Here is a 20,539-nt window from a genome sequence, read left to right as displayed (position 1 = left end):
ATTACAATCCCCAAAGATTTTTCAGCAGAACATAGAACGTGTGCTCCTCTTCGGTTACTTTATTATCAGCTTTAATCAGTGATTTTGCAAACTGAACAAACTTTATACGCTCATCTTCTGTAGAATCATCATGAAAACATCTTGCATGGAATTCAAAATGGTCTTTCCATTCTTCAGGCTGTAAAAGAGCTAATGTATCTAATTCATTGTCAAGGTTCATTCTGAACGGAAACTCATCTGCCAGATACTGCTGTACCAGCATTCCTTCTTCAGGAGCAAACTCTCCGTCTACAGAAGAAAGGATCATTAATAAGTGATATCCGGCAATTGATTTATTTGATTTTTGCATGTTTTTAATATTTTTTTACTAGATAGTCTAAGTTGTTTTCTTCTAAAATTTTATCGAGATATTTACCTCTGCTGCTTGATTTTCTTTGATAAGGAGCAAATTTCTGTGCTACTTCGTTGAATTCTTCGCTCAGCCTTATCAATTCTTCTGATTCATCTGTGGTAAGTTTTTTATCAGAAAAATTTGTATTGAAATGGATCAGTTTTTTTACTGCAATTTCCTTTTTTACAATTTCCTCCTCAGTAGAATGTAGTGTACAAATCCCATAAATTCCATTACAATAGGCAGCCCATTCACTTTCAAATATTTCATCTAGCTGTTCCTGTTCCGGAAAAGAAGTATTGAATATACTATCATAAGCAAAGGCTTTATCAGGATGGTTGATCAGATTTTGGATAAAGTTTTCTTTGAATTCTTCTTTGTATAGATGAATATTGCTCAGTTCTTTATTCTTTTTAACCAGTGAAATACAGCTTTTACTGAAATATTTTTCTGTAATCTCATTTTCAAACTCATCATTAAGAGGCGATATAATTCTGATGCTTCGGGAAATGGTATAAGAAGGCTGTGGTACTAATTGATTTTGAATAAGCGCAGCCAGATCATCCTTACTAATATCCGCTACAGTACACAATTCATCTTCTGTAATATAATTTTCATTAATATAATCGAAATTTTGGTCCATTACTGTCGAAGTATTTAGTTGATATAGTCCTTTGCAGGCTGTTTATCTATAATTTTTCCATTTTCAAGAATCAGTACAAAAGGATTGCTTCTCGCTATAGTTTTGATGGCAGTTCCGTCCATCATTGCATTTTTAATGGTTTTAAAAGTATTGGGATAGGTAGAAACGCCATAGATAAGAGATCCTTTCTGGGTATTTACTTTAGCTTCCACTTTCTGAAGAAGATCAGCAGGTACATCTTTTGGGTGATATGAAAACACCAAAACAGCTTTTGGAGCATTGATGATCTCGTTTGTAACCTCCATTCCTGTAGGATCTTCAATCTTAAATTTCACAATTTCAGATTTGTAACCTTCCTTGATCAGTACAGATTCATTTTTTCCTTCCTCAATTTTCCATGGAGAACCTTCTGCCCAGTATTCTGTTTTTTTGATATAATCATCCTGATTTACCTTTATAACAGCTCCTGTCTTCTGATTTTTCAGAGAATAAAAAGTCTTGTATTCAGAAGGATTTTTGTCAATTTTGACTTTTTCTCCTTTAATGTCCGTTCCTATTTTATAATCACGGAAATCAATGATTGGTTCGTGCATAATACCTTGTGCCATCACATAAATCATCCCCAGTGAAAAGACAGTTAAAAGGATATATTTAAATGTATTGGAAGACTCTTTCTTGGTCACTCCATACTCATCTTTTTTACGGAAATCTTTTCTGTACAAGACAAATAGTATGATCAATCCTGCCAGAAGCACAACATCCTTAAGGAAGCTCTGCCAGGGTGTAAATTTGATGGCATCTCCAAAACATCCACAGTCTGTTACCACATTGAAATAGGCTGAATAAAACGTAAGGAATCCAAAGAAAATACAAAGTGCAATTAATATGGATAAGGTAAATTTAAGCTTTAATTTAAGCAGTAACATGAATCCTAAGAAAAGCTCCAGTACCACAACGATAATGGAAAAAAGCAGGGCAAACTTTTCTAAAAACGGCATGTTGAAAACAGGAGGAGCAAAATATTCTTCCATTTTGAAAGAAAAACCTACCAGATCCACGGCTTTCACAAAGCCTGAAAGGATAAAAATAACAGCAATAATAAAGCGTAATAAACCTTTGAGCATATTAAATATTTTTGGGTTTGAATTGATTTTCTTTTTCCGAGAACTTGATCAGGCAGAAGACAGCATAATTCAGCATATCGAAATAGTTGGCGTCAAGCCCTTCCGAAACGATCGTTTTTCCCTGGTTGTCCTCAATCTGTTTAGTTCTTAATACTTTCTGATAAATAAGATCCGTGATCGAAGAGATTCTCATATCTCTCCATGCCTCACCATAATCATGATTTTTTCTTTCCATTAAAGCTTTCGCTTCGTTGGAATATTTGTCATAAAGACCTAAAATTTCTTCTTTATTTTCATTGAAATCATTGGAAAGGCCTTTTTCCAGCTGAATAAGTCCAATGATAGAGTAGTTCACAATGGCGATAAATTCATCTTCCTCACTCTCATCCACCATTTTTTTATCAGTCATCTGCAGTGTACGGATTCTGTTGACTTTGATGTAAATCTGATCCGTAATTGAGCTTGGTCTTAAAACCCTCCATGCAGCCCCATAATCCTGTAGTTTTTTACCGAAAAGATCACGACACTGACTGATAACTTTCTCGAACTGTACTGATGTTTTTAGCATAAATTTTCTTAATCTTCCAAATATACGAATTCGGTTTTAGATTTTTGAATTTGATGAGCTGAGTTTGTGTGAGAAGGTTTGAGAGTGGGTGAGTGGGAGAGTTTCAGGGTTCGGGGCTCGTGTTGCTGGGTTATGATAGGAAGATGTGAGAGTGTAGTAGGAGTCTAACTCATAATTCATAATTCATCATTTATAATTTCTAGCTTTTAACTTCTCATTAAACACCCACAAATGACTAATTTTGCAGAATACAAAATCATTTATCACTTATCATTCATCAATTATAAATTTCCATGCTCTCAAACTCTCAAACCCTCAAACCCTCCAACGCCCAAACCTACTCAATCAACTGTAACGGTCGTTTAGTACAGCTTGATACTCCAAAAATCATGGGAATCCTCAATCTGACCCCGGATTCTTTCTCTGACGGCGGAAAATTCAATACCGAAAAAGCAGCCTTAGAGCATGCTGAAAAATTATTGAAAGATGGGGCAGAAATACTGGATATCGGGCCTCAGTCTACGCGACCGAATGCTGAGTTTTTAAGCGCTGAAGAAGAAATAAGCAGGATCGGAAATATCATTTCTATGATTAAAAAAGAATTTCCGGAAGCCTTGATTTCTCTTGATACTTTTTATGCAGCAACCGTAAAATTTGGCTTCAATGAAGGAATTGATCTGATCAATGATATCTCAGGCGGCCAGTATGATACAGAAATGTTCAATACGGCTGCTGAAACAAAACTTCCTTATATTTTGATGCACGTAAACCCTTCCTACAAAACTATGCACGATAAAATAAAGTTTGAAGATATTACGCTGGAAGTAAACCGATATTTTGCTAAAAAGACAAAAGAACTTTTAGAAAAAGGAGTGAATGACATCATTCTTGATCCCGGTTTTGGCTTCGGAAAAACAGGAGAAGATCAGATGAAAATGATCCATGAAGTTGGATATCTCGGATTTGGAAAATTTCCCCTTTTAATAGGGATTTCCAGAAAGTCATTTATCTACAAACCTCTTGGGAAATCACCTTTGGATATCAATGAAGAAACACAGAAACTTCATATGAATGTTTTGGAGCAGGGAGCCAAAATTTTAAGGGTTCATGATGTCGCTGAAGCAAAGGAAACACTTGCCCGTTTTTTACGGAAAAAATAAAAAGTGTGAAAAAAACTTGTGAGTAATTAAAAAGTTTATACATTTGCAGTATGAATTTTACGAATCAGAAAAATATTATTGTCATTTCTATTATTGCTGCTGTCATTAACAGCAGGAAGGAAACGGCATTTTAGATAGATTTTAATTTAAATTATATATAGAACCGTTTCAAATGATGAAACGGTTTTTTTGTTTTAATTTTTTATAGTAAAAATATGTATCAGTTATTATCAGTAATTATTATCGTCATTATTATTCCCTTGCGTTTGTGAGAAGGAAGATGTATGACTGTACATATATTGAGCCCTCTCACATTGTGAGAGGGCTTTTTTTATTTCAATTTTTAAATTTTTTTAAACCTTATAACATGTATTATAACGACGACACGACGATCTACTTTGACGGAAAATTTATGAAAGCGAAAGATGCCGGAACAGACCTGTACGGACAATCACTTCACTATGGGTACTCTGTTTTTGAAGGAATTAAATCTTACAGCACTGATCATGGAGCGAGAATTTTCAAGGCAAAAGAACATTTTGAAAGACTGAGAAGATCAGCTGAATTAATGCATATTCCTTTCGATTATTCCGTAAATCAGCTTACAGAACTTACATATGAACTTCTGGACCGTAATGGTTTTACTGATGCTTATATCCGTCCGTTGGTCACGTGTTCACCCAATATGTCCCTTTCAAAAGGACAAAAATCTTATCTGTCACTTCTTGCCTGGGAATGGAACAACGGCTATCTGGCAGATAAAATGAAAATCATGACTTCTCCTTTTCAACGTCCTAATCCCAAAGCTTTCAAGGTTGAAGCCAAAGTAGGAGGACATTATGTAAACTCAATATTGGCCTGTCAGGATGCCAAAGACAAAGGCTACGATGAAGCGCTGGTATTGGATGAAAACGGATATGTTGCCGAAAGCTCGGGAGCCAATGTTTTCTACGAAAAAGACGGGGTTTTATTTACTCCGGCCAAAGGAAGCATCCTTCCTGGGATTACAAGACAAACGGTTTTTGAGATCTGTGAAGAACTTGATATTCCGGTTAAAGAAACCTTTTTCAAGCCTGAAGACATGCGGGGTGCGGATGCTGGCTTTTTCTGTGGGACAGCAGCAGAAATTGTTGCTCTGAATTCTCTTGATGATGTTCCTTTCACAAGAAATTGGGAAGAGACTGCGAGTGGAAGAGTACAGCAGGCATATTTGAAATTGGTAAGAGTTCTGTCATTGTAGATTTTTAGAATTTAAACATTTAACTATCAATTAAATACATCTGTTTTTAAAACGATTGAATATTGTAGTTTTTGTGAAAGTTGAAAATGAAAATAATATTACAAAATGTAGTTTTGGATCGAAATTTAGTAAAGAACTCTATTTTAAAGAAAGGAAAATAATAGAAAATGTAGAAAAAATATGTTAAATAAATATTCAAAAACATTCACGCAGAACAGCGAACAGCCCGCAGCCAAAGCAATGTTGTACGGTATAGGATTTACAGAAGAAGATATGCATAAGGCTCAGGTCGGAATTGCCAGTATGGGTTATGACGGAAATACCTGCAATATGCATTTGAATGATCTGGCTCAGGTTGTAAAAAAGGGAACATGGAATCATGGGTTAGCCGGATTAATTTTTAACACCATTGGAGTGAGTGACGGGATGAGCAACGGAACAGATGGAATGCGCTATTCTCTGGTAAGCCGTGATGTAATTGCTGACAGTATTGAAGCCATCTGCGGAGCCCAATATTATGACGGATTGATCGCATTGCCAGGTTGTGACAAAAATATGCCGGGAACTATTATTGCGATGGGAAGGCTGAACAGACCATCCATCATGGTCTACGGAGGAACTATTGCTCCCGGCTGCTACAAAGGTGAACAGCTTAACATTGTTTCTGCTTTTGAGGCTTTGGGAAAAAAGATTGCAGGAGAAATAACAGAAGAAGATTTTGATGGGGTTATAAAGAATTCCTGCCCGGGAGCAGGCGCATGTGGTGGAATGTATACCGCAAATACAATGGCCTCGGCGATAGAAGCATTAGGAATGAGTCTTCCGTATTCCTCTTCTAACCCTGCTCTGAGTAAAGAAAAACAGGAAGAATGTCATGAAGCAGGAAAATATCTGAAAATACTATTGGAAAAAGACATCAAACCATCAGATATCATGACCCGTAAAGCTTTTGAAAATGCTTTGCGCATGATTGTTATTCTTGGAGGAAGTACCAACGCTGTTTTACATTTTATAGCCATGGCAAAAAGTGTAGGGGTGCCTCTTACTCAGGATGACTTCCAGAAAATGAGCGATATAACTCCGGTACTGGCGGATCTGAAACCTAGCGGAAAATACCTGATGCAGGATTTGTATGAGCACGGAGGAATACCGTCAGTTATGAAATACCTTTTAAACCAGGGATTATTACACGGTGATTGTTTAACGGTAACCGGAAAAACATTAGCCGAAAATTTAGAAAATGTTCCGGATCTGGATTTTAATACACAGAAAATCATAAAACCATTGTCAGAACCTGTAAAAGAGACAGGGCATTTGAGAATATTATATGGAAACCTTGCTGAAAAAGGAAGCGTGGCAAAGATCACAGGCAAAGAAGGGGAGCGTTTTGTAGGAAAAGCCCGCGTATTTGATGGCGAAAAGAACCTGATCAGAGGAATACAGGATGGAACCGTACAGCATGGTGATGTTATCGTCATCCGCCATGAAGGTCCTAAAGGTGCTCCCGGAATGCCAGAAATGCTTAAACCCACGAGTGCCCTGATCGGTGCAGGGTTGGGAAGCAGTGTCGCTTTGATTACAGACGGAAGATTTAGTGGTGGAACCCATGGGTTTGTAGTTGGGCACATTACCCCGGAAGCTCACGAAGGAGGTCTGATCGCCTTTGTAAACAATGATGACCTGATTGAAATTGATGCTGTAAAAAACACTATACAGCTCAAAGTTTCGGAAGAAGAAATAGAAAGAAGAAAGGAAGGATGGCAAAAACCTCCTCTTAAAGTACAGAAAGGGTTGCTTTATAAATATGCATTAACAGTATCATCAGCGGCAGAAGGCTGTGTAACAGACGAAATCACTCAATAAAAGTATATGGAAAACCTGAATTTATCAACAGAAATACAACTTAGCGGAAGCCGGATCATTCTGGAAGCATTTCTTAATGAAGGAGTGAAAACCGTTTTCGGATATCCGGGGGGAGCTATTATTCCTATTTATGACGCTCTTTATGACTACCAGGAAAATCTGAAACATGTGCTTGTCCGTCACGAACAGGCTGCAGTACATGCAGCGCAGGGGTTGGCAAGAGTTTCGGGAGAAGTCGGTGTTGTATTGGCAACCAGCGGTCCCGGAGCCACCAATCTTGTAACAGGACTGGCTGATGCGCTGCTGGATAATACTCCTCTGGTATGCATTACAGGACAGGTTTTTGAACATCTTCTCGGAACCGATGCCTTTCAGGAAATAGATGTGATGAACGTTACAAGTCCGGTTACCAAATGGAATTATCAGGTGACCGATGCCAATGAGCTTCCCGAAGTACTGGCAAAAGCATTTTACATTGCAAAATCTGGCCGTCCGGGTCCTGTATTGATTGACGTTACTAAAAATGCTCAGCTGCAGTCTGTTGATTATAAAGGATATTCTCCATGTCACTCATTGAGAAGTTATAAACCAAATCCTGATCCATGTTTTGAAAGTATTGAAGAAGCTGCTTTGCTGATTAATGAGGCCGAAAGACCATTTATTATCGCCGGACAGGGGATTATGCTGGGAAAAGCTGAAAAAGAGTTTTTAGAGTTTGCCGAAAAATCAGGAATTCCGGTGGCATGGACGGTTTTAGGAATGAGCGCTATTCCTACCGATCATCCACAAGCTGTTGGAATGGTAGGAATGCACGGAAACTATGGACCCAATATATTAACCAATGAATGTGATGTTTTGATTGCTGTCGGAATGCGTTTCGATGACCGCGTAACAGGAAGGTTGGATCAGTATGCGAAACAGGCGAAAATCATTCATCTGGATATAGATAAGGCAGAGATCAATAAAAATGTAAAAGCGGATGTTCCGGTTCTTGGAAACTGTAAACATACTCTTCCATTTCTTACAAAATGGATTACAAAAAGAGAATATCCGGAATGGCATGAGAGATTTAGAAGCTGTCATGAAATTGAAAATATCAGCCTCATCAATACAGAGCTTTATCCTGAAGAAGGAGAAATTACAATGGGAGAAGTCATCCGTTATCTGAACGAGATGACAGAAGGAGAGGCCGTCATTGTAACTGATGTGGGGCAGCATCAGATGGCGACATGCCGTTATTCTAAATTTAAGAATTCCCGTACCAATGTAACGAGTGGCGGATTGGGAACCATGGGATTTTGTCTTCCTGCCGCAATAGGAGCTTCTTATGCAGAGACTGGCCGTCCTGTAATTGCTGTCATGGGAGATGGAGGCGCTCAAATGAATATTCAGGAATTAGGAACCATTATGCAGTATCATCCGGAGGTCAAAATATTAATTCTTAATAATTGCTACCTCGGTATGGTAAGACAGTGGCAGGAATTGTTCCACGAAGAAAGATATTCTTCGGTAGACATTCAGAGTCCTGATTTTGTTCAGGTAGCCAAAGGTTATAATATATCTGGGAATAAAGTGTCTGAAAGAGAAGACCTGAAATGGGCTATTCGTGAAATGCTCGATCACAAAGGATCTTTTCTTCTTGAGGTAATGACAGGAAAAGAACATAATGTATTTCCAATGATTCCCCAAGGGAAAAGTGTTTCGGAGATTGTGTTAAATAATAAAACTTAAAAATAAAAAGATGAAAACAGATCATAAAGAATATACGATCACTGCGTATACAGAAGATTATTTAGGATTGATCGGCCGGATCAATGCTATTTTTTCAAGAAGAAGAATTTCTATGGTGACCTTTAATGTAGGTCCTTCAGAAATAGAAAAAGTAAAAAAGTTTGTCATCGTGATCAGAGAAACGGAAGATTCTGTTCAGAAAATCAGCAGACAAATGGAAAAACAGGTAGATGTTCTGGAAGTACATTATCACAGAAATCCATACCTGACAGCTGTAGAATATGCAAGCTAAACATAAATATTAAACATCATAATCAATAATTATAAAATCAAAAAAATGGCAAAATTGAATTTTGGAGGCGTAGAGGAGAACGTAGTAACAAGAGAGGAATTTCCGTTGGAACAGGCTCAGGAAGTATTAAAAAATGAAGTCGTGGCAGTAATCGGATATGGAGTACAGGGGCCCGGACAGGCTTTAAATCAGAAAGACAACGGAATTAATGTCATTATAGGGCAGAGAAAAAACTCCAAATCATGGGATAAAGCAGTAGCAGACGGATTTGTACCCGGAGAAACTTTATTTGAAATTGAAGAAGCATTAGAAAAAGGAACTATTATCTGCTATCTTCTGAGTGATGCTGCACAGATTGAATACTGGCCAAAAGTGAAACAACATCTTACCCCAGGAAAAGCTCTGTATTTTTCTCATGGCTTCGGAATCACGTTCAGCGAGCGTACAGGAATTGTTCCGCCAGCCGATGTAGATGTATTTTTGGTAGCGCCCAAAGGTTCAGGAACGTCGTTGAGAAGAATGTTTCTGCAGGACAGAGGACTGAACAGCAGTTTTGCCGTTTATCAGGATGCTACAGGAAAAGCCAGAGAAAGAGTAACGGCATTGGGTATCGCGATAGGAAGCGGATATCTGTTTGAAACCGATTTTAAAAAAGAAGTATACAGTGACCTTGCCGGAGAAAGAGGAACATTAATGGGAGCTGTACAGGGAATATTTGCTGCTCAGTATGATGTACTGAGAAAAAATGGACATAGCCCTTCCGAAGCCTTTAATGAAACGGTGGAAGAACTTACTCAGTCATTAATGCCTTTAGTTGCAGAAAACGGGATGGACTGGATGTATGCTAATTGCAGTACCACAGCTCAGAGAGGAGCTTTAGACTGGTGGAAACGTTTCAGGGATGTCACTTCTCCTTTATTTGAAGAATTGTATGATAATGTAGCGAAAGGAAATGAAGCACAACGTTCGATTGACAGTAACAGCAAGCCGGACTATCGTGAAAAACTGGAAGTCGAACTTACTGAGTTGAGAGAAAGCGAAATGTGGAAAGCTGGTAAGACGGTACGAAGCCTGAGACCCGAGAACAATTAATTACCAAACAGATGATGAAAGAGGGAGTAAGTTCCTCCGTTTTAGAGAATGTCTATAAAGCGGAGGAGCGATTAAAAAATGTAGTGGTAAAAACACCTTTGGCGGTCAATAATAATTTGTCCGCCATTTATGGAGCGAATATTAATTTTAAAAGAGAAGACCTTCAAAGGGTAAGATCCTATAAAATAAGAGGTGCCTATAATAAGATGGCAACAATGTCCGGGGACGAACTTTCCAAAGGAGTGGTGTGTGCCAGTGCCGGAAATCACGCACAGGGAGTAGCGTTTGCATGTCAGAAAATGAAAGTGAAAGGTACTATTTTTATGCCTTTGCCAACACCCGGACAAAAACTTGAGCAGGTGAAAATGTTTGGTGGAGGATACATAGACGTTATTTTGTACGGAGATACCTTCGATGCTGCTAAAGACGCTGCGATGAGGTTTTGCAAAGACCATAACAGTGTGTTTATTCATCCTTTTGATGATCCTGCGATTATTGAAGGACAGGCAACAACAGCGCTGGAAATTCTGGAGCAGGCTGAAGGTGTTGTTGACTACCTTTTCGTTCCGATTGGCGGTGGCGGACTGGCTGCAGGAATCTGTACGGTGTTTCAACATTTGTCTCCTCAAACAAAGATTATTGGTGTAGAGCCCTCCGCAGCAGCAAGCATGAAAAAAGCCCTTGAAAAAGGAAAACCTGTTCTTCTTGAAAAGATAAGCCGTTTTGTAGATGGGGCAGCAGTACAGCAGGTAGGTGATCTTACTTTTGAACGCTGTAAAAATATCCTGTATGATATGGCTGCTGTAGATGAAGGACTCGTCTGTGAAACGATATTGTCGCTTTATAATAAAGATGCTATCGTGGTAGAACCTGCGGGAGCTCTTTCAGTGGCTGCACTGGAAAAATACAGAGAGGAAATAAAAGGTAAAAATGTAGTCTGTATCATCAGCGGAAGCAATAACGATATTACCCGCATGGAAGAGATTAAGGAAAAAGCACTGCTTTATGCAGGATTAAAGCATTATTTCCTGGTCAGATTTCCACAGCGTCCCGGGGCATTGAAGACTTTTGTAATGGATGTACTCGGACCTGACGATGATATTACTTATTTTGAGTACACCCAGAAAAACTCAAAAGAAAAAGGAATTGCAGTGGTAGGAATTGCTCTGAAGCAAAACAAAGACTTTACCCCTTTGATTGATAAGATGAAACAATATGACTTTTTTGTCAACTATCTAAACAATGATCCTTCGCTGATGAATTTACTTATTTAAAAAATGGTTAAATACATATTCAATATTAAATTATTTCGTACTCAATCAGATTCTAAAAACACAACGATGAAAAAAGCTTCACAATCTGTGAAGCTTTTATTTTTATCTTTCAAGCGAAAAATTTGAAATTATTTTCGGACGTTCAGCTTCATTAGCTACTTTCCAGGATGTTCTGTACATCCATTCGGTCATTTTAAAAAGCTTTTTGTAATTGATATTTTCGGATTCATCCTGTGGGGTGTGGTACTGATCATGCAGTACACTGGTGAAAAATATAGCAGGAATCCCGATTTTAGCATAAGGAAGGTGATCACTTCTGAAATAGAAATATTCAGCATGGCTCGGAGAATCCCAATCCTTTAGATATTTGAATTTTGTACTCTCATTATTGGCTTCTTCAGCCATTTTTACTAATTCTTCAGAGTTTTTATGAGGAGTGTTTCCTCCCAATAAAGCGGCTTCATTATTATCATTTCTTCCAATCATATCACCATTCAGAACAGCTACAATTTTCTCTTTCGGAACAACCGGATGTGCTGCATGCCATCTGGAACCCAGCAGTCCTCTTTCTTCAGCTCCATGGAAAACAAACAGAATGCTTCTCTTTCCCGGCTGTTTTTTATAAGCTCTCGCCATTGCCAACATTGCAACGCAGGTGCTTGCATTATCATCAGCACCATTGTAGATCGTGTCATTCTTTACAGGGTGTCGGATTCCGTCATGATCCTGATGCCCGCTTAGCAAAACATATTCATTTTTAAGAACCGGATCAGTACCTTCTATTTTCCCGATGATATTCACTGATGGATATTTGTAGGTTTCAGTGATCAGGTTCAGAGAAGCTTTAGGATTGTTTTTTACCCATCCTGCATTTTCTTTTTTAATCCATAAAACAGGAATATTATTCGTGATCTTTTCTCTCAATCCTTCCACACCGTAGCTTCCTCTTGTCATTTGAGGAAGTACTTCTACCCAGCTTTGTTCTGAGGTATCATCGGTAATGAAGATAATGGCTTTTGCTCCCAGTTCTGAAGCTTTATTGTAATATTTATTCCTTACAAATCCAGGATATCTTCTTACAAAAAGAGTCATATCTTTTGAGATATTTTTGTCGGAAGCATTTACAGCAAGTACTTTTCCCTGGATGTTTAATTTAGCAAGATCTTCAGGTTCAGCGTTTCCGGCATATACAATTTCGGCATCTATAAAAGCATTCACAGGCTCAGCAACCAGGAAATCTTTCCATAGTTTCAAACTGTTGTCTCCAATTTTCAGGCTGCTTTGAGGGATTACCTGATGTCTGTACATATCAAAGAACTGGAAAAAAGTTCCGTTATCACCTGCAGGTTTCATTCCGGCTTCTTTGGCTTTGTCAGCCAGCCACATGGATACTTTCAATTCATCCAGAGTTCCTGCTTCACGGCCCCAGAACTGATCTGCTGCAAGTTGGTACATGTCGGTACGAAGATCAGATTCTTTGATGGCGGAAACCAAAGGCTTTTTATAATGCTGAGCATTTCCAATGGTAAAAAGGAAAAGACCTATCAGAGAAAAAACATAATTTTTATTCATAGAAACTTTTAATTAAAGTTAGCTAATTTCTCTGAAAACTGTTTTGAAAATTCCTTTCTGTCCTCTTCCAGTTTTTCCTTTGTAGAAGGAAGGAAATAATTAAAAAGGATCTTATCTTCATTATCTAAAAAGATGATTTCCTTTTCGTTTCCATCAATCATCTGTGAGAAAATTTCCCACATTGGAGTGTCTTTTAATTTTAATAGTTCAAAAAACTGTTCTGCTTTGATTTCGATTTTCTGCATGCTCTTTTTATATAGTATCGTTGGATATTTCTGAATTCTGATTCAAAAATAAAGATTTTGTATTTCACAGACGATTAAAACTCAAGAAACTTAAGCTTAAACTGGATCGCAAAATTTTCTCTGAAATGCGGTGTTGCATAATAACCTACCCTGTAGAATAGACCCAGATTAAAATAGCTGGAAAGGAAGTTATTCCATTCCAAACCTACTTCCTGATACAGATGATCAAGCTTTCTGAACTTAAACTGATGGTATTCCGGATGTTTCATATCTCCGATAGTTCCTCTCAGAACAAAATCAAAGCTGGAAACATTGTGCCCAAAGCTCTTGAAATACAAAGGAAGTTTATGAGTGAAATAATATGCTATGAACTTATCGTTATAATATTTTCCTCCCTCAAGTGTAGCAAATCCCAGATAAGAGGTAAGGTTAAAATTGAAATCCTTACCCGGAGAAGCAAGCCCATTCATCGTAAAGTTTTTCCAGATTGGTGCTTCACCCAAAACAACACCTCCGTACAGCCTGAAACCGGTAGTCCCGATGGGTGTCTTAAAATTATGAACAAAAAGGGCGTCAAAACGGGAATAATTAAAATTACCCTGCAGCAATTTGTAGCTCTGCTCATAATTAAAATACAGCTCAGGATATTTCTGGTCAATCAGAGATTTTCCCTGAGGAGTCATAATATTGGTAGAATTCGGAGAATATTTTAAGGTAAAAAGTGTATTGAAATTCCTGTACGAGGTACCTCTGTCCCTGAACTGGTAATCAAACTCTGCCGCTTCTGTGTTTCGTCTTACGGCAAGGGCAAGGGTAAGACCGTTGGTCACATCGTTCAGATAAGATAAAGAGGTTCCTTTGAAATGAAAATATTTGTCATTATTCAGGTTATTCCCGAAATTCATCGTCCTCATCTTGAAGTTCCAGAGTTTTCTGTTGAATTCTCCTGATGCCGTTACATCATCATACACCTCAAATCTGAAAATTGAATTTTTTTCCAGCGAGGTTTTCATATCAAGCCCCATTCCGTATTTCCATCTTCTGTCTTTTACACCATATGCAAAATAATAGTCCGGTGAAAAATAAGGATTGAAATTTTCATTCAGTTTGGCCTTTAAACCTAGTCTGAAGCCTTCATAAGAGTTATAATTGACAATTTCATCCACAGCGAAATCTACAGAACCTACTCTGATCTGCCCGTTCAGTAATCCGGATAAGATCTGGGCTTTGCTGTCGATTTTATATTTTTTACCTAAACTGTCGATGGTCTTATAGGTATTTTGTTCTCTTTCAGTAAGAGGTTCTGTTCTGTAACGGTCAAGAGAATGCCCGTCAATATTTTTTACAGAAAAAGTATAACCTTTGAAATCTTTGGGATCCTCTTCAATGGGAGCTTCAAAGTCAAAATATTTTGAAGTAAGAAATGCGTAGGTTCCAAAGCTTTTTTTAGCTTTCTTATCGTCAGCATGCTCCTTGTCGTCCATTGCCATCTTACCCATTTTAAGCTTTGTTTTTTCATGGGCAAGAAACCATTTGTTATTGTAGAATACCCATGTGCTGGTGATGATCCCGTCGTTTTTATTTTTACTGAAATTTTCAATCTTTTTGATTCCGTAGGTCTCTGTATCTACATAGATGGCACCGTTATACTTTCGTTTTCTGTCCGGCTTTTTGTAATTGACTTCACGGAAACGGATCACAAAGTTTTTTCTCCCGTCAAGAGTAACGGTGTCCGAAAGAAAGAACCTGTACAGACCTCTGTTCTCGGGCTTTACCTGCTCAGGAACAATATCTCTGTTACTTTGCTGGAGTGCAATCATTTCATAGATAGGCTGCTTCAGACCAGAAATTCTGTTGTCCAGAATGTTGATCTTTTCGCCATATTTTTTAGAATATAAAAACTCCTGTGCTCTTTCCCAGAGAAAGAGTTTACTTTTTGAAAATACTTTTCTTGCGGAAATATTATTCAACGAGTCTTTTTCCCTTTTCTTCTTGAAAATATTTAAATCATTGAAATACTGATTAAACTGTGAAAGGCTGTCCTCATCAATATCCAGAGATATTTTTTCGTAGGATTTATAGGAATAAGAACCTAAGCTTTTTGGAGAGTTTTCGTTAAAAAGTTTATTCACTTTTTTCAGAATTTCCAAAGCCCGGGGATCACTTTTATCTTCAATAATTACAGCTTCAATGCTGGTGGTTTTTGAAGTTTTCTTGAGCAGGGAAATTTCCATACTGCTCTCAACGGATATGGTTTCTTTCTGGTAAGAATCGGCATCAATATCAATGCTTTTGCATTCTGTTTTAAATTCCAGAATGCCCTGCTCATTAGTGTAGCCAATGATTGTATTATCACATGAGATTTTTGCATTAAAAACAGGTTTTTGACTGGCGTCATCCACAATTTTAATCTTTGATTGTGAATACCCCAAAAAGCAGATCAGAAAAAATAATAAAAGTAAACCCCTTTTCATGTAAAAAAACTATGTCAAAATTAATGATATTTATTGTTGTAAAAAAGTTTTTTAACAGAGTATAACATTGATTTAACCTAATGTTTTTATGGGCTTTCTCAGGAAAAAATCAAACATAGAAAATGTTCAGATAGTCTTTCTGGATTTTACGGGGATTTCCAAATAAAAAAACTTCTGATTACTTCAGATTCAGGAGTTTTAATTGTTTTCTCTGTTTTGTGTTTTAGAATTATTTTTTATTTATTATTGAGGGCTTTCATGAACTTAATAATATCTGTTTCCTTATCGTTAAGCTGTAGAGCTGCATCAGAAATTGTCTGGTCTTTTATCTTAAATCCAAGAGTTTTCACCTTTCATTATTAGGAGTTCATTACCTCTTGTATTGTTTTGTATCGAACATTATATAGCTTTCAAAATTATTTTAATCTCCTGCTGATTTCACGATTATGCATGTGTTTATGGGAAAATCTGCATGATCGGTGAGAAGTATAAATATTACATCTGCTTCGTTCAACATAAAATTTTACTTTAAAAAACATTATTCACCATAAAAGCAACTCCGGCTGTCTCAATTCTGAGACAGCCGGAGCTAAAATTTATAATAGATGTTTCTATTTTAGATATTCAAAGCTTTTTGATAAGCGTTTTCCAGACCTTCAAGGTTTTTACCACCTGCTGTTGCAAAACCTGGATTTCCGCCGCCACCGCCTTGGATTTCTTTTGCAAGATCTTTTACAATAGCGCCAGCCTGATAATCTGCAGCCAGATCGTCAGAAACTCCAACGGTGATCATTGGTTTTCCGTCTGCATCAGAAAGAATAATCGTTACCGAAGAAGGGATTTCTCTCTTCAACTGGAATACGATGTCTTTTACAGAACCTGCATCCAGAGAAGTTTTCTTCACAAGAAGCTGCTTGTTGCCTTTCTGCTCATAAGCATTCTTCCATTCACCGATTTCTCCTTTTGCCTTTTCCTTTTTAAGAGCATCTACTTCAGCTTTCAATGAAGCGTTTTCTTCCATCAGTTTTTCGATAGATCTTACAACATCTTTAGACTTTAATAATTGAGAAAGCTCAATGATCTGTTTTTCAAGATTGTTGAAATATTCTTCAGATTTATCTCCTGAAATAGCCTCAATTCTTCTGATTCCAGCTGCTGCAGAACCTTCAGAAGTGATTTTGAAATGACCAATTTCGCTGGTGTTTTTTACGTGAGTTCCCCCGCAAAGTTCTTTTGAACTTCCAAACTGGATCATTCTCACACTGTCACCATATTTTTCACCAAATAAAGCCATTGCTCCTTTCTCCAGAGCTTCCTGAATCGGAATGTTTCTGAATTCCTGTAACGCAATACTTTCTTTGATTTTTTTATTTACTTTTTCTTCAATTAATGCCAGTTCTTCCTCAGTCATTTTGTTGAAATGAGAGAAGTCAAAACGAAGATAATCCGGACCTACATAAGAACCTTTCTGTTCTACGTGAGTTCCTAAAACATCTCTTAAAGCTTCATGCAGAAGGTGAGTCACAGAGTGGTTTGCCTGAGAATTTTTTCTGTCAGAAGCGTTTACTTTAGCATAGAAAACAGCACCTGCATCTTTCGGAAGCCCACTGATCAAAGAAATAATCAATCCGTTTTCTTTTTTAGTTTCCAATACTTCAAAGCTTTCAACAGCATTCTCAAGAACACCCTTGTCTCCAACCTGTCCACCTCCTTCAGGGTAGAAAGGAGAGTTGCTTAGCACCACCTGGTAAAATTCTCCGTCTTTGTTTTCTACCTTTCTGTATCTTGTAATATACGTTTCAGATTCAGTTTGGTCGTATCCTACAAATGTTTCAGGTTTTGATTCAAGGTTTACCCAGTCATATACTTTCTGAGCAGAATCTTGCTGAGAACGCTTTCTCTGCTTTTCTCTTTCAGCTTCGAATCCTTCCTCATCAATAGTTAATCCTTTTTCTTCCGCAATGATTCTTGTTAAATCATCTGGGAATCCATACGTGTCATACAATTCGAAAACCTCAAGAGTAGGTAAAACTTTTTGATTGTCTGCAATCGTTTGCTGAATTAATTTTTCAACTCGGATTAATCCTGTTTCGATCGTATTTAAGAATGAATCTTCTTCACTTTTGATAACCTCAGTAACCAGTTTTCCTTGCTTTTCAAGTTCCGGGAAGAAAGGTCCCATTTGTTCCTGAAGAACGGCTACAAGTTTATAAAGGAAAGGTTCTTTCATTCCTAAGAATCTGTAAGAATAAGAGATTGCTCTTCTAAGGATTCTTCTGATTACATAACCCGCACCTCCACTTGAAGGAAGCTGTCCGTCTGCAATAGCAAAAGAAACCGCTCTGATGTGGTCTACCACAACACGGATGGCAATATCTTTTTCGTCTTCTAAAATGCCTGTATATTTCTTGCCTGAAAGTTCTTCAACTTTAGCAATAAGCGGAGTGAAAACATCCGTATCATAGTTGGAAGATTTCCCTTGAAGCGCCATACAAAGACGCTCAAAGCCCATTCCTGTATCTACATGCTGAGCAGGAAGCTTCTCCAACGATTTGTCTGCCTTTCTGTTGAATTCCATGAAAACCAGGTTCCATACTTCAACAACCTGAGGGTGGTCGTTATTTACCAGTTCAAGTCCTGAAACTTTAGCTTTTTCTTCCGGTGTTCTCAAGTCAACATGGATTTCTGAACACGGTCCGCATGGTCCGCTTTCACCCATTTCCCAGAAGTTATCTTTTTTATTTCCGTTGATGATTCTGTCTTCTGAAATGTGGGATTTCCAGAAATCATAAGCATCCTGGTCTCTATCCAGATTTTCTGAAGCATCCCCTTCAAAAATCGTTACGTATAAATTTTCTTTTGGAATTCCGTATACTTCAGTCAGTAATTCCCAGGCAAAAGCAATAGCCTCTTTTTTGAAGTAATCCCCGAAAGACCAGTTTCCCAGCATCTCAAACATAGTGTGGTGATAAGTATCTCTACCTACATCATCCAGGTCATTGTGCTTCCCTGAAACTCTCAGACACTTTTGTGTATCGGCAATTCTAGGGGCGGTAGGTGTTTTGTAGCCAAGGAAAAAATCCTTGAACTGCGTCATTCCGGAGTTGGAAAACATAAGGGTAGGGTCGTCTTTCAGCACAATAGGAGCTGAAGGAACGATTAAATGCTCCTTACTTTTAAAATAATCTAAAAATTTTTGACGTATCTCTTGTGATGTCATAGTATTGCTTTTGCTTTTTTTAATATCAAATTTTGATAAGATGCAAATTTAAGATTTTTAAGCGATTTGTAATAATTTTATACTATGTTTTGAATGGGGCATGTTTTTGATATGGGAAGGCAGATTAGAATTTTTTAATTTCTTTTTTATGAAACTTTATAGGTTTTCAAAATCTATAAAGTTTGTCGTGGCTGTAATCAATAATAATCTTTCTAATTTTGCAGTTTTCCGTTTAACTTATTACCTTCGCTGTGATCTGAGATAAGACAAAAAAACTTCCAATGACAAAAGATGAAGAACTGAAAAGCTGGATAGAGCAATATTCAGGGCCACTTTTGAAGCGGGCACTGTATGTACTTTCTAATAAGGAAGATGCACAGGATGTTGTTCAGGATGTTTTTCTCGCAGCATATTCAGCTCATGATTCTTTTGAAGGGAAAAGTAATCCTCTGACCTGGCTGATGGCTATTCTGAATAGGAAAGTAGCCGATTTTTACCGGAAAAAGTATAAATCTGAACCTAATGTCAGACTTGATCATTTTTTTGATGAAACAGGATCCTGGAAACAAAATGATGTTTTAAATGACTGGAATGTATCGGGTGAAGGAGATGAGCTTTTAGACAGTGCAGATTTTAATAAAACGTTGGAGGAATGTATTGAAGAATTGCCCTCCAGATGGAAGATCCTGCTAAAAATGTATTATATCGAAGAAAAAAAAGCGCCGGAAGTAAGTCAGGAATTGAATGTTTCTCCGACTAATCTTTGGAAGATTTTGCAAAGAAGCCGCATGCAGCTCAGAGAATGTCTGGAGTTTAACTGGTTTTCAAAATCATAAGAAAAATGATAAGAAGAATACTACATATATTATTTTTACCATGCAGTGAGGCTACTTTACTGATGGAAAAAAGGAATGCCCAATCCATTTCTGCCAGAGAAAACCGGATGCTCAGCATGCACCTGATGATCTGCAAATGGTGCAGAATGTACAATGAAAAACTGGCACTTCTGGATAAAGTGTTTAAAAAGACATTTTCTGAACAGAAAACTGAAATAAATGAGTCTGAAATTCAGGACTTTAAAAATAAAATGATCAATAAATTAAATTTCTAAGAAAAATTCTGTCAGGATTGTAAAAAGGCTCCGACTATACTATTGAAAACAATAAAGTATTCAATTAAAATCTTAAAATATGGTCGGAACAGTACAGGAATCTAAAAATCAATTAGCCCGAACCGGGTATTATATCTCGCTTTTCGGAGCAGCACTTATTTTATTGTGGATTGGTATTTTCAAATTTACCCCTACAGAAGCTGCTGCAATAAAACCCTTGGTGGAAAACCATTTCTTAACTTTTTTCGTATATAAGATTATAAGCGTCCAGGCAGTGTCAAATCTTATCGGAGCGATAGAAATTATCATTGCATTACTCCTGGTATTTAGTGCGAAATTTGCTGTATTGAAAAAGTATGCAGGAGTAGGAATGATTGTGACTTTTCTGGTAACATTAAGCTATTTGTTTACAACACCGGGAATGTGGAAAATAGTGGATGGAGTGCCTGTGACGGATTTCTTTATTCTTAAAGATCTTATGCTTTTAGGATTTGGATTCATGATCGTTCAAAATAATAAGTAATGAATAAAAAGGTAAA

At 37.4% G+C, this 20,539-nt stretch carries 18 protein-coding genes; 10 read left to right on the top strand and 8 right to left on the bottom strand.

Annotated elements, in window-relative coordinates:
* Position 1: 1 nt before the first annotated feature.
* From FW781_RS14980 to FW781_RS14965, 4 genes are read right to left on the bottom strand one after another with little or no spacing between them, the layout of a single operon-like run.
* Positions 2 to 349: a TerB family tellurite resistance protein gene (locus FW781_RS14980; RefSeq protein WP_149388166.1), complete on the bottom strand. Its 348-nt coding sequence runs from the start codon at positions 347 to 349 to the stop codon at positions 2 to 4.
* A 4-nt stretch (positions 350 to 353) separates the two neighbouring features.
* A complete protein-coding gene (locus tag FW781_RS14975; protein WP_149388165.1) occupies positions 354 to 1,034 on the bottom strand; it encodes a DUF6058 family natural product biosynthesis protein in 681 nt (226 codons plus the stop codon).
* Between the two features lie 14 nt (positions 1,035 to 1,048).
* Positions 1,049 to 2,158 (bottom strand): BT_3928 family protein, encoded by a 1,110-nt coding sequence (locus tag FW781_RS14970; RefSeq protein WP_149388164.1) that lies wholly within the window; start codon positions 2,156 to 2,158, stop codon positions 1,049 to 1,051.
* Between the two features lies 1 nt (position 2,159).
* On the bottom strand, positions 2,160 to 2,726 hold the full coding sequence (locus FW781_RS14965; RefSeq protein ID WP_149388163.1) for a DUF1599 domain-containing protein: 567 nt from the start codon (positions 2,724 to 2,726) through the stop codon (positions 2,160 to 2,162).
* 293 nt (positions 2,727 to 3,019) lie between these two features.
* On the opposite strand from FW781_RS14965, the gene folP reads away from it, so the two are divergent.
* The 7 genes from folP (at position 3,020) to ilvA (ending at position 11,378) form a co-directional block, all read left to right on the top strand.
* Positions 3,020 to 3,886 carry a dihydropteroate synthase gene (gene folP / locus FW781_RS14960; protein WP_149388162.1) on the top strand — a complete coding sequence of 289 codons (867 nt, stop codon included), beginning with the start codon at positions 3,020 to 3,022 and terminating at the stop codon, positions 3,884 to 3,886.
* A 367-nt stretch (positions 3,887 to 4,253) separates the two neighbouring features.
* The gene (ilvE, locus tag FW781_RS14955; protein ID WP_149388161.1) at positions 4,254 to 5,126 is read left to right on the top strand and encodes a branched-chain-amino-acid transaminase; all 873 of its coding nucleotides are present in this window, start codon (positions 4,254 to 4,256) and stop codon (positions 5,124 to 5,126) included.
* Between the two features lie 180 nt (positions 5,127 to 5,306).
* Positions 5,307 to 6,989 (top strand): dihydroxy-acid dehydratase, encoded by a 1,683-nt coding sequence (ilvD, locus tag FW781_RS14950; protein WP_149388160.1) that lies wholly within the window; start codon positions 5,307 to 5,309, stop codon positions 6,987 to 6,989.
* Between the two features lie 6 nt (positions 6,990 to 6,995).
* Positions 6,996 to 8,720: a biosynthetic-type acetolactate synthase large subunit gene (ilvB, locus tag FW781_RS14945; protein WP_149388159.1), complete on the top strand. Its 1,725-nt coding sequence runs from the start codon at positions 6,996 to 6,998 to the stop codon at positions 8,718 to 8,720.
* A gap of 10 nt (positions 8,721 to 8,730) precedes the next feature.
* Entirely contained in the window at positions 8,731 to 9,012 is a 282-nt protein-coding gene (locus FW781_RS14940; RefSeq protein WP_052184688.1) for an ACT domain-containing protein, read from the top strand.
* A 45-nt stretch (positions 9,013 to 9,057) separates the two neighbouring features.
* Complete coding sequence (gene ilvC / locus FW781_RS14935) at positions 9,058 to 10,104, top strand: ketol-acid reductoisomerase (protein ID WP_149388158.1); 1,047 nt, start codon at positions 9,058 to 9,060, stop codon at positions 10,102 to 10,104.
* A gap of 11 nt (positions 10,105 to 10,115) precedes the next feature.
* The gene (gene ilvA / locus FW781_RS14930) at positions 10,116 to 11,378 is read left to right on the top strand and encodes a threonine ammonia-lyase (RefSeq protein WP_149388157.1); all 1,263 of its coding nucleotides are present in this window, start codon (positions 10,116 to 10,118) and stop codon (positions 11,376 to 11,378) included.
* A 102-nt stretch (positions 11,379 to 11,480) separates the two neighbouring features.
* Here ilvA and FW781_RS14925 read toward each other — a convergent pair whose 3' ends face one another.
* From FW781_RS14925 to alaS, 4 genes are all read right to left on the bottom strand, one after another.
* On the bottom strand, positions 11,481 to 12,950 hold the full coding sequence (locus FW781_RS14925; protein ID WP_149388156.1) for a M20/M25/M40 family metallo-hydrolase: 1,470 nt from the start codon (positions 12,948 to 12,950) through the stop codon (positions 11,481 to 11,483).
* Positions 12,951 to 12,958: 8 nt separating this feature from the next.
* The gene (locus FW781_RS14920; protein ID WP_149388155.1) at positions 12,959 to 13,195 is read right to left on the bottom strand and encodes a hypothetical protein; all 237 of its coding nucleotides are present in this window, start codon (positions 13,193 to 13,195) and stop codon (positions 12,959 to 12,961) included.
* A 74-nt stretch (positions 13,196 to 13,269) separates the two neighbouring features.
* Positions 13,270 to 15,597: a hypothetical protein gene (locus tag FW781_RS14915; protein WP_228720205.1), complete on the bottom strand. Its 2,328-nt coding sequence runs from the start codon at positions 15,595 to 15,597 to the stop codon at positions 13,270 to 13,272.
* Positions 15,598 to 16,285: 688 nt separating this feature from the next.
* Positions 16,286 to 18,889: an alanine--tRNA ligase gene (gene alaS, locus FW781_RS14910; RefSeq protein WP_149388153.1), complete on the bottom strand. Its 2,604-nt coding sequence runs from the start codon at positions 18,887 to 18,889 to the stop codon at positions 16,286 to 16,288.
* A gap of 281 nt (positions 18,890 to 19,170) precedes the next feature.
* Here alaS and FW781_RS14905 point away from each other — a divergent pair, with 281 nt between their 5' ends.
* From FW781_RS14905 to FW781_RS14895, 3 genes are all read left to right on the top strand, one after another.
* Positions 19,171 to 19,725: an RNA polymerase sigma factor gene (locus tag FW781_RS14905; RefSeq protein WP_149388152.1), complete on the top strand. Its 555-nt coding sequence runs from the start codon at positions 19,171 to 19,173 to the stop codon at positions 19,723 to 19,725.
* 5 nt (positions 19,726 to 19,730) lie between these two features.
* Entirely contained in the window at positions 19,731 to 20,000 is a 270-nt protein-coding gene (locus tag FW781_RS14900) for a hypothetical protein (protein ID WP_149388151.1), read from the top strand.
* Positions 20,001 to 20,079: 79 nt separating this feature from the next.
* Positions 20,080 to 20,523: a DUF417 family protein gene (locus FW781_RS14895; RefSeq protein WP_149388150.1), complete on the top strand. Its 444-nt coding sequence runs from the start codon at positions 20,080 to 20,082 to the stop codon at positions 20,521 to 20,523.
* Positions 20,524 to 20,539 lie beyond the last annotated feature (16 nt).

Source organism: Chryseobacterium panacisoli, assembly GCF_008274625.1.
GTDB classification, from domain to species: Bacteria; Bacteroidota; Bacteroidia; order Flavobacteriales; family Weeksellaceae; genus Chryseobacterium; species Chryseobacterium panacisoli.
This window is presented reverse-complemented; position numbering and strand designations above follow the sequence as displayed.

What these genes read in the sequence shown, in the direction of transcription:
- FW781_RS14980 (WP_149388166.1), bottom strand. Translation starts at nt 349, where the DNA reads ATGCAAAAATCAAATAAATCAATTGCCGGATATCACTTATTAATGATC.
- FW781_RS14975 (WP_149388165.1), bottom strand. Translation starts at nt 1,034, where the DNA reads ATGGACCAAAATTTCGATTATATTAATGAAAATTATATTACAGAAGAT.
- FW781_RS14970 (WP_149388164.1), bottom strand. Translation starts at nt 2,158, where the DNA reads ATGCTCAAAGGTTTATTACGCTTTATTATTGCTGTTATTTTTATCCTT.
- FW781_RS14965 (WP_149388163.1), bottom strand. Translation starts at nt 2,726, where the DNA reads ATGCTAAAAACATCAGTACAGTTCGAGAAAGTTATCAGTCAGTGTCGT.
- folP (WP_149388162.1), top strand. Translation starts at nt 3,020, where the DNA reads ATGCTCTCAAACTCTCAAACCCTCAAACCCTCCAACGCCCAAACCTAC.
- ilvE (WP_149388161.1), top strand. Translation starts at nt 4,254, where the DNA reads ATGTATTATAACGACGACACGACGATCTACTTTGACGGAAAATTTATG.
- ilvD (WP_149388160.1), top strand. Translation starts at nt 5,307, where the DNA reads ATGTTAAATAAATATTCAAAAACATTCACGCAGAACAGCGAACAGCCC.
- ilvB (WP_149388159.1), top strand. Translation starts at nt 6,996, where the DNA reads ATGGAAAACCTGAATTTATCAACAGAAATACAACTTAGCGGAAGCCGG.
- FW781_RS14940 (WP_052184688.1), top strand. Translation starts at nt 8,731, where the DNA reads ATGAAAACAGATCATAAAGAATATACGATCACTGCGTATACAGAAGAT.
- ilvC (WP_149388158.1), top strand. Translation starts at nt 9,058, where the DNA reads ATGGCAAAATTGAATTTTGGAGGCGTAGAGGAGAACGTAGTAACAAGA.
- ilvA (WP_149388157.1), top strand. Translation starts at nt 10,116, where the DNA reads ATGATGAAAGAGGGAGTAAGTTCCTCCGTTTTAGAGAATGTCTATAAA.
- FW781_RS14925 (WP_149388156.1), bottom strand. Translation starts at nt 12,950, where the DNA reads ATGAATAAAAATTATGTTTTTTCTCTGATAGGTCTTTTCCTTTTTACC.
- FW781_RS14920 (WP_149388155.1), bottom strand. Translation starts at nt 13,195, where the DNA reads ATGCAGAAAATCGAAATCAAAGCAGAACAGTTTTTTGAACTATTAAAA.
- alaS (WP_149388153.1), bottom strand. Translation starts at nt 18,889, where the DNA reads ATGACATCACAAGAGATACGTCAAAAATTTTTAGATTATTTTAAAAGT.
- FW781_RS14905 (WP_149388152.1), top strand. Translation starts at nt 19,171, where the DNA reads ATGACAAAAGATGAAGAACTGAAAAGCTGGATAGAGCAATATTCAGGG.
- FW781_RS14900 (WP_149388151.1), top strand. Translation starts at nt 19,731, where the DNA reads ATGATAAGAAGAATACTACATATATTATTTTTACCATGCAGTGAGGCT.
- FW781_RS14895 (WP_149388150.1), top strand. Translation starts at nt 20,080, where the DNA reads ATGGTCGGAACAGTACAGGAATCTAAAAATCAATTAGCCCGAACCGGG.